Raw genomic sequence first — 7551 nt, 5'->3', positions numbered from 1 at the left:
AACAGCCCCTGTTGGACATGGTGATGCAATACACCCGTGGTAACCAGACCCGCGCAGCCCTGATGATGGGCATCAACCGCGGTACTCTGCGTAAGAAACTGAAAAAATACGGCATGAACTGATACTAATCAGTTAATTGCTTGATTTTGAAGGCGCTACTCGGCATGGGGAAGCGCCTTTTTTATTGCCTGTTTTACGCCTTCATATAGACGATACGGTATCCTGGCCCCTCAGGGATGACCTGCGCAAAACCACTCCCCCCAAAGCGCATTCCCGCCACCAGCAGTTTTTCCTGCGCCGCCTGCGCCAGGATGCGTTTACGTGAAGCCTTTGCCTGCTCAGGGTCGATATCAAACGCAATGGACACATCGGGATGTGCCGTCTGAATATAGGGGAAGTGGACGATATCTCCCCAGATAAGCAGGCTGGCCTGCGGCGTATCGATTCTGAAGCCCGTATGCCCTGGCGTATGACCAGGCAGATGAACCGGCTGAATCCCCTCGATAATCGGCTTGTCGTCGAGTAAAGAAACGCGTTCGCCGTATACCGCCAACGTCTGGCGCGCCCGGATAAAGTTACGCTGCGCACGTTCGTTAGCCTGCGCCAGACGCTCATCATTCTGCCAGAACGCAACTTCGAGCGGATGAATGTAGAGCCGGGCATTCGGATAAACAGCCGCCCCGGCTTCATCCAGCAAGCCGCCGATATGATCGGGATGCGCATGGGTTAACAGCAACGTATCGACCGCCTGCGGCTCAACGCCAAACGCCTGTAGATTATCCCTGAACAGCCCACCCACGTTGTTTGCGCCCCCCGTGCCGGAATCCACCAGAATCGTGCGCCCGCGTCCGCGAATCAGATAGCCATAAATATGCAGGTTGCCGGGTTCAGCCACGCCGGCGCTGCGCTGAATCTCTCCCGCGTCGGTCGTCGTGATACCCGAGAGCAGATCCAGGCTGGCGGACATATTCCCGTCGCTCAGCGCGGTTACCTGAAAATCCCCAATCTGGCGGGAAATAAAGTCCATAAACACCTCATTATGATCACGGTAAGTAACAAATAAGATGACAGATACTGCGTATGGAAAACAGTGGGAGAATCGTGAGATGAAATTTTTTCAGCCATCCCTGACCGAAAGCGTGCAGAATTACTGATTAACCACCAGAGCAGGTCGGCTCGCCCAGAAACTTTGGGCGCAGACCGTGGACATAATATTGTCCACCAGCAGTGGCGCTTGTTGATAGAGATCGAACTGCTGCGGGTCCATTAACCAGTTTTTAATCAAACCGCTAAACGCGCTATATAAAACGATTAATATAATCTCAATATTTGTATCTTTAGGTAAGATCTGGTTACGTACACAGCCCTGCAATATATTGCGTACGGAATCATAGCCAAATCCTATTTTCTTTCTGATTTCGCACTCCGACATCATGTCGCTATTAAATTCGCACTTATGATACAGAATCTGCATCAAAGCACGCTGACGCGGCGTTTCCGCAATATATTGCAAACCTAATACAAATTTATTCCTTAAGTCCAATAATGGATTTCCAGTCTCTATTTGTTTCAATTTATGATGAACTAAATCACGCAGAGGGAGTTGCTCCTGCCACATTGCGTTAAATAGCTCACTCTTACTTGAAAAATGCCAGTAAACCGCCCCCCGCGTGACGCCAGCAGCATCGGCAATATCAGTCAGCGTGGTGTTGCTGACGCCGCGCCGCGCAAACTGTTCGATTGCCGCGTCGAGCAGCATCTGACGCGTCTTGAGCGCCTCTTCTTTCGTTTTTCTTGCCATGAAATGTATCGCTTACCGTTGGATGAGCGGTGAATAATTTATATTACTCTATTCAATCTACCATTCAGATTAACCGCTGTGTTTACCAAAAAGTTTGATAGCCTCCGAAAAAAATAGATAAATACGGTGAATCCATGCTTTATTAAATTATCATTCACTACATGAATATAATCATCCGTATTATGCCTTGGCTTATTCTCCAATCCTGCTATTTTTGTGTTTCCGTGCCTTGCCGCTCCATCAAAAATAACTATCTCTTACATCCAACGGTGTTTATTTGTAGGATAACGAACTGTTTTTTATTCACCCTTTCTTTCACAGATTTGTAGTCAAATCTGGCTATCAATCTATAAGGAACCGCAATGACGAGCCACGCCAGAGTTACACTCTTATCCAGCTTAATTATCTCTGCGGCATTATTAAGCGGCTGCGATAATTCAGGCGATCAGCAAGCGCATGCCCCCATGCCTCAGGTTACTGTTCATGTTGTGAACAATGCGCCACTCTCCATCATCACTGAATTGCCGGGCCGCACCTCCGCGTTCCGTGTCGCAGAGGTTCGCCCACAGGTCAGCGGTATTATCCTGAAGCGTAACTTTGTGGAAGGTAGTGACGTTGAAGCCGGGCAATCGCTTTACCAAATCGACCCTGCAACCTATCAGGCAGCTTATGACAGCGCCAAAGGCGACGAGTCAAAAGCAGAGGCCGCCGCCGCCATTGCCCATCTGACGGTAAAACGCTATGTCCCGCTGTTGGGGACGAAGTACATCAGTCAGCAGGATTATGACCAGGCGGTGGCGACTGCGCGTCAGGCCGATGCCGACGTCATGGCGGCAAAAGCCGCTGTCGAAAGTGCCCGGATCAATCTTGCTTATACCAAAGTGACCTCTCCTATCACCGGTCGCATTGGCAAGTCCAGCGTGACGGAAGGCGCGCTGGTGACCAACGGGCAGTCCAACGCGATGGCCACGGTGCAGCAGCTCGATCCGATTTACGTCGATGTGACCCAGTCCAGCAGCGATTTTATGCGTCTGAAGCAGGAGAGCCTGCAACAGGGTAGCGATGCGAAGAGCGTCCAGTTAGTAATGGAGAATGGTCAGCCCTACGCGCTGAAAGGGTCTCTGCAATTCTCTGACGTCACTGTTGATGAAAGCACCGGCTCGATCACCCTACGCGCTATCTTCCCTAACCCGCAGCATACGCTGCTGCCAGGCATGTTTGTGCGAGCACGCATCGATGAAGGGGTAAATCCGAGCGCAATGCTGGTTCCACAGCAGGGTGTCACCCGTACGCCGCGAGGCGATGCCACCGTACTGCTGGTTAATGACAAAAATCAGGTGGAAACCCGTAACGTTGTGGCCGCGCAGGCAGTTGGCGACCAGTGGCTGATCACCAGCGGCCTGAAGGCTGGCGATAAAGTTATCGTCAGTGGGCTACAGAAAGTACGCCCTGGCGTGACCGTGAAGGCAGAAGAGGATACCGCGGCTCCGGCTGCGCAATAAGGTACCAAACCCATGTCTAAGTTTTTTATCCATCGTCCAGTTTTTGCCTGGGTTCTGGCCATCATTTTGATGATCGCCGGCGGGCTGGCTATTTTGCAGTTGCCTATCGCGCAATATCCTACGATTGCACCGCCAGCCGTGGCGATCTCCGCCACTTATCCGGGTGCTGACGCCCAGACCGTGCAGGACACCGTTACTCAGGTTATCGAACAGAATATGAACGGTATCGATAATCTGATGTATATGTCCTCTACCAGCGATTCAGCCGGTTCGGTGACTATCACTCTGACCTTTAATTCAGGGACCGATCCGGATATCGCCCAGGTTCAGGTGCAGAACAAACTGCAGCTGGCCACGCCGTTGCTGCCGCAGGAAGTGCAGCAGCAAGGGATCAGCGTAGAGAAATCAAGCAGCAGCTTCCTGTTAGTCGCCGGGTTTATCTCCGATAACCCGAATACCGTGCAGGACGACATTTCTGACTACATCGCCTCTAACGTTAAAGATCCGATCAGCCGTCTGAACGGCGTCGGCGACGTCCAGCTTTTTGGCGCGCAATACGCGATGCGTATCTGGCTCGACGGGAATCAGCTCAACAAATACAACCTGACGCCGGTCGACGTGATCAATCAGTTGAAGGTACAAAACGACCAGATTGCTGCCGGCCAGTTGGGTGGCACACCTTCAGTGAAAGGTCAGCAGCTTAACGCCTCTATCATTGCGCAGACACGTCTGAAAGATCCGGTCGAGTTCGGTAAAGTCACCCTACGAGTTAACGCCGATGGTTCTGTCGTTCATCTGAGCGATGTCGCGCGCATTGAGCTAGGTGGCGAAAACTACAACGTCGTTGCCCGTATTAACGGTAAACCGGCTTCAGGGCTGGGGATTAAGCTTGCCACGGGCGCGAATGCGCTGGATACGGCGAACGCAATTAAGGCCAAGCTGGCAGAGCTACAGCCTTTCTTCCCGCAGGGAATGAAAGTGGTCTATCCGTACGACACCACGCCATTCGTCACTATCTCGATTCACGAAGTGGTCAAAACGCTGTTTGAAGCGATTATCCTCGTCTTCCTCGTTATGTATCTGTTCTTACAGAACATCCGCGCTACGCTCATTCCCACAATCGCCGTGCCGGTGGTATTGCTGGGGACCTTTGCCGTACTGGAGATGTTTGGCTACTCGATAAACACCCTGACGATGTTCGGGATGGTGCTCGCGATAGGCCTATTGGTCGATGATGCCATCGTGGTGGTTGAAAACGTTGAGCGTGTGATGGTCGAAGAACAGCTTTCGCCAGTTGAAGCGACGGAGAAATCCATGTCGCAGATCCAGGGCGCGCTGGTCGGTATCGCCATGGTGCTATCGGCGGTGTTCGTGCCGATGGCCTTCTTTGGCGGCTCTACCGGCGCTATCTACCGCCAGTTCTCAATTACCATCGTTTCGGCCATGGCACTATCGGTTCTGGTTGCCTTGATTCTGACCCCCGCTCTGTGCGCCACGCTGTTGAAACCAGGGTCAGCCGATCACCATGAGAAGAAAGGGTTCTTCGGCTGGTTCAACAATAAGTTTGATCAGAGCGTTAACCACTATACCAACAGCGTGAGCGGCATTCTGCGCTGCACCGGTCGTTATCTGGTTATCTATGTTCTTATTGTCGTTGGGATGGCGGTGCTGTTTGTCCGTCTCCCTACGTCCTTCCTGCCGGATGAAGATCAGGGTGTATTCATGACCATGGTTCAACTCCCGGCTGGCGCTACGCAGGAACGCACTCAGAAGGTACTGGATACCGTTACCCACTACTATCTGAATAACGAGAAGGCCAATGTGGCAAGCGTCTTTACCGTTAACGGTTTCAGCTTCAGCGGTCAGGGGCAAAACTCCGGTATGGCATTCGTTAGTCTCAAGCCGTGGGATGAACGTAGCGGTGATAAGAACAGCGCGGAGTCCATCATCAAACGTGCGACCATGGCCTTCAGCCAGATTAAAGACGCCATGGTCTTCCCGTTCAATATGCCAGCCATTATCGAACTCGGTACGGCTACCGGCTTTGACTTCGAGTTGATTGATCAGGGTAACCTTGGCCATACCGCGCTGACTCAGGCACGTAATCAGCTACTGGGCATGGTGCAACAGCATCCAGACCAGTTGGTTCGCGTACGTCCAAACGGACTGGAAGACACCGCGCAGTTCAAGCTGGATGTCGATCAGGAAAAAGCGCAGGCACTGGGCATCTCTCTGTCGGATATCAATGAAACCATTTCAGCGGCGCTGGGGGGTTACTACGTTAACGACTTTATCGATCATGGCCGCGTGAAGAAGGTATATGTTCAGGCGGATGCTAAATTCCGTATGCTGCCAGGTGATGTCAACAATATGTACGTGCGAAGCGCTAACGGCGAGATGGTGCCGTTCTCTGCCTTCGTCACTTCACATTGGGTTTACGGTTCACCGCGTCTGGAACGTTATAATGGTTTGCCTTCCATGGAGATTTTGGGTGAAGCCGCACCGGGTAAAAGTACCGGTGAGGCCATGACGCTGATGGAACAAATGGCCAGCAAGCTGCCGTCTGGTATTGGCTTTGACTGGACGGGTATGTCCTATCAGGAACGTTTATCCGGCAACCAGGCACCTGCGCTATATGCGATCTCGCTGATCGTCGTCTTCCTGTGTCTGGCGGCACTCTATGAGAGCTGGTCTATCCCATTCTCCGTTATGCTGGTCGTGCCTTTGGGGGTTGTCGGTGCGCTGCTGGCCGCATCGCTACGTGGTTTGAATAACGATGTTTACTTCCAGGTAGGGCTGTTAACCACGATTGGTTTATCAGCGAAGAACGCGATTTTGATCGTTGAGTTTGCCAAGGATCTTATGGAAAAAGAGGGCAAGGGGATCATTGAGGCAACGCTTGAGGCATCACGCATGCGTCTACGTCCAATCTTAATGACTTCGCTGGCCTTCATTCTTGGCGTTATGCCGTTGGTTATCAGCCATGGTGCCGGTAGCGGCGCGCAGAATGCGGTAGGTACCGGGGTTATGGGGGGAATGTTAACAGCAACGCTGCTGGCCATTTTCTTCGTACCGGTATTCTTCGTGGTCGTCAGACGTCGCTTTACCAAACATACGGACTAACCTCAGCAACTATCCTGTGAAAGGCGTCTTCGGACGCCTTTTTTAGCGCCAGATAAAGACAGGAGGCTCAATACGTTATCGCTGATTTCGCTTATTACTCTGACTATCGGACTATTTCATTATTTTCATCTGCATCATTTCTTCACAATCCCCCCCATTTATCACTTCTTCTCCACGATATTTACGTAACTCATAAATTGAGATTATTTCCCCTATCAGACCATGGCTATGCAGGTGATAAAATAAGCCATTCCGTAATACGTCCATGATGGCGTAATGAAACGGACTATTTAGAGGCTATATCATGAAAAAATTTATTCTGGTGACGCTGCTGGCAACTCTGCTTGCGGGCTGTGCACATGATTCACCTTGCGTTCCGGTCTATGATGACCAGGGCCGTCTGGTTCACACCAACACCTGCATGAAAGGGACAACGCAAGACAACTGGGAAACAGCAGGAGCCATCGCCGGTGGTGCTGCGGCTCTGGCAGGGCTGACGCTGGGTATCGTCGCGCTGACCAAGTAACAGAACGGCCGTAAAGGCTCGTACCTACGTTTTTTTGCCCCGCGTTAGTTGTTATTTTATTAATAACGCTGACGCGGGTTTATTTTATTCCTTCCGCGTATTCTCCTCTTATTCAGCATCGCATAAAAATCACCAGATATAATAAAGAGATAGCACTACATTTTATTTCAAAGGCGCTATGACGCCCTGCTAAATATAAGGTGATGACACTCTTTACGCGATGTAGATGCCCTGTATTAGCAATCGCTATGTATCAAATCAGCAAGGAAGGCAAAGCCGACAAGAGGCACTTAATCAATCCTGTGTTGGCATCCGGACAGGATATTTGTCGACATACAAGCGCAGCGATCCAATTGGCTGGCGACAGACGTAAAAAAGCCCATCCGTCAGGATGGGCTTTTTCGCTACCGGAGAGCGCTCTCCGACAAACAACAGATAAAACAAAAGGCCCAGTCTTTCGACTGAGCCTTTTGTTTTATTTGATGCCTGGCAGTTCCCTACTCTCGCATGGGGAGACCCCACACTACCATCGGCGCTACGGCGGTTCACTTCTGAGTTCGGCATGGGGTCAGGTGGGACCACCGCGCTACAGCCGCCAG

At 51.4% G+C, this 7551-nt stretch carries 6 protein-coding genes and 1 rRNA gene; 4 read left to right on the top strand and 3 right to left on the bottom strand.

Translation table 11 applies throughout. The features are described from left to right. A partial coding sequence (locus ACW14G_RS21435) for a helix-turn-helix domain-containing protein (RefSeq protein WP_016592899.1) occupies positions 1-122 on the top strand: 122 nt, incomplete at its 5' end. Positions 123-193: 71 nt separating this feature from the next. Here the strand turns inward: ACW14G_RS21435 and ACW14G_RS21430 are convergent. Beyond that, positions 194-1027 carry an MBL fold metallo-hydrolase gene (locus ACW14G_RS21430; RefSeq protein WP_455648780.1) on the bottom strand — a complete coding sequence of 278 codons (834 nt, stop codon included), beginning with the start codon at positions 1025-1027 and terminating at the stop codon, positions 194-196. 120 nt (positions 1028-1147) lie between these two features. Beyond that, complete coding sequence (gene envR, locus ACW14G_RS21425; protein ID WP_167574933.1) at positions 1148-1801, bottom strand: acrEF/envCD operon transcriptional regulator; 654 nt, start codon at positions 1799-1801, stop codon at positions 1148-1150. 362 nt (positions 1802-2163) lie between these two features. Here envR and ACW14G_RS21420 point away from each other — a divergent pair, with 362 nt between their 5' ends. From ACW14G_RS21420 to ACW14G_RS21410, 3 genes are all read left to right on the top strand, one after another. Next, positions 2164-3303 carry an efflux RND transporter periplasmic adaptor subunit gene (locus tag ACW14G_RS21420; protein WP_167574932.1) on the top strand — a complete coding sequence of 380 codons (1140 nt, stop codon included), beginning with the start codon at positions 2164-2166 and terminating at the stop codon, positions 3301-3303. Positions 3304-3315: 12 nt separating this feature from the next. After that, entirely contained in the window at positions 3316-6426 is a 3111-nt protein-coding gene (locus ACW14G_RS21415; RefSeq protein WP_167574931.1) for an efflux RND transporter permease subunit, read from the top strand. Positions 6427-6730: 304 nt separating this feature from the next. Further along, entirely contained in the window at positions 6731-6952 is a 222-nt protein-coding gene (locus ACW14G_RS21410) for a lipoprotein (protein WP_035891258.1), read from the top strand. Positions 6953-7436: 484 nt separating this feature from the next. Here ACW14G_RS21410 and rrf read toward each other — a convergent pair. Next, positions 7437-7551, bottom strand: a 5S ribosomal RNA gene (gene rrf / locus ACW14G_RS21405).

The organism is Kluyvera sp., assembly GCF_965301105.1.
The sequence above is the reverse complement of the archived record's forward strand: the minus strand, read 5'-3'. Positions and strand labels throughout refer to the sequence as shown.